The organism is Paenibacillus sp. P4_A7 (assembly GCF_056402455.1).
In genome coordinates, this window is the sequence record NZ_JBFUHJ010000678.1 from 1 (window position 1) to 2098 (window position 2098).

A 2098-nucleotide genomic window follows, 5' to 3' on the forward strand; every position below is an offset into this window, starting at 1 on the left:
TATGTAGGTTGGCATATTGTTAGCCATCTCATACGAAGAAGGTGTTCGATTCATATTTAGCATTTATTTGAAAATTTTAACGACCATTTTATAAAATACGATTCCTCCTGAGGGAGTGTGATTGAACATAAGTGTTTGATGGGGGAGAGAGTAAGTAAGAAGAGTTGTAAGCGCGATTATCGATCTTACAGCACCCATGATCGATCAAATTAGGTGTCGTAAGCTCGATTTCTGGTCTTACAGCTCGGAATATAGTAGTTTGATCCGAAAAAAGGCGTCTGTAAGCACGATTTTTGATCTTAAGCCCTCCAGAACGTGGTGGAGAGTAGGCTGTTAGCGCGATTTTCGACCTTAAGGGATGGTTAGTGTGTTGTGTTGTAAGCTCTGTTGATGTGTATCTTGATGAGGTGTGAATATAGGATGTAGTGAGCTTGCAAGCTCTGTAGGTACAGGTGAGGTCACGAGTTAGCGCAAACAACACGTAAAGGGCTGCCCTAAAAGTAGTCCTCTACTTTTGAAGCAGCCCTTTTACGTATTATTAATTGACTAACAATCGTTTATTCAACGAGTTCCCAAGTTGTATCCGTGCCGGTAACTGGACAATAGAGAAATTTTTCTCCCTCACGGAATTCACTGCGTCTGCCTGACTCAGAAATGTAGTTCCCTGTGCGTTCACAAGTTTCTCCGGTGCGATAAGAAGTTTTTGTATTACTCATAGTAACTGACACCTCTTTCAAAGTTTTGCAGGTAATCTTGGATAGGGTTATTACCTGCTTGTTCTTATATAACCACTTTATACATAAGTGAATCACCACAAAAACTAACCTTCAGTTCCAGTAACCATTTCGCGATATTTTCCAGGAGTAATACCTTCTTGTTTTTTGAATACACGGATAAATCCTGTATCGGTTGCATATCCGACCTTTTGCGCGATCTGCAGCATGGTTGAGTTAGATTCAGCCAGCAGCTTCTTCGCTTCACGGATACGAATATCGCTAATATATTCAGTTACGTTTATGCAATTTTGTTTTTTGAAGAAACCGGATATATACTGCGGCGTCATACCGAGGTTTTCGGCAATGGAAGTCAAGCTAAGGCCATTGTCTAAATAGTGTTCGCCGATGTATTTTTTTATATGGTCGTTCAGTATATCATTTTGATCGGTTCGAGCTTCTCGAACACTGCAGCATATCTGCTGACTTAACTTTTTGATTTTCTGATGCATTTCTAGTGTAGATTTGCTGTCAACTATATGTCTGGCAGGATCAGCCCCGTGAAAAAATTGGTTTCCATCGATATTGAGCGCATTAATCACTTTTAATATCGTACTGAGCAAATCAATAAAGAGGTACTTGCTCATTTCTGGGGTTATAACACCGGCAGCCATATTTTGTTCATAAAGCTCATCAAGCAGACTAACTGCCTGCTCGTAATTTCCACTTTTCAAATAATTCATCATTTGTAATTCGACTTCTATCGGATAGTGGTAATAGCTCCGCTCCATATCTTTAACTTGATCATAATGGATAATGGAACCCATGCCATGAATGATTCTATAATCGAGGGCGCTACTCGCTTCCCTGTAGCTTTTTCCGAATTGCTGAGTACCCGTATGGATTGAGCTGGAAACAATCGTAATTTTCATATGGAAGCGTTCTTCAATGACCTGCTTTAATTGTGAAATAATGCTATCCCTTTCCTTCACGGTCTCTTCTAATGAACCGGGAACGTTAAGCAGAAGCGCCAGTTGGTTTCGCTCCGTTTCAACCACGTAACCCTTACCCTTGATCAGTTCGCTGCTTAGATTATATATAATGAATTGGACAAGTGCCCATTCCTCTTCACGATCCCCTTTCATGAACTTACTGGAATCCTCGATCGAAATGAGAACAACACAACTATGGTCGTATGGCATCTGCACCCCCATAAAGTCCATCGTATTCTGATCGAAGGGTACGTGTCCGGTATGGCCTTTCAACAGTCGTGTCAAAAAGTGTGCACGAGCGACGGGAGCATGGCTGGCAAGCATATGCCGCATCTGTACCCCTTCCGCCATATTTTGTGCAATTGATGTTTTAATGAAATCATACTCATTACC

The 2098-nt window shown here is 41.2% G+C and carries 2 protein-coding genes; both read right to left on the reverse strand.

The window, feature by feature from the left end:
• Positions 1-557: 557 nt before the first annotated feature.
• Positions 558-716: a hypothetical protein gene (locus AC1DWN_RS32830; RefSeq protein WP_477563030.1), complete on the reverse strand. Its 159-nt coding sequence runs from the start codon at positions 714-716 to the stop codon at positions 558-560.
• A gap of 104 nt (positions 717-820) precedes the next feature.
• A partial coding sequence (locus tag AC1DWN_RS32835) for a helix-turn-helix domain-containing protein (protein ID WP_477563031.1) occupies positions 821-2098 on the reverse strand: 1278 nt, incomplete at its 5' end.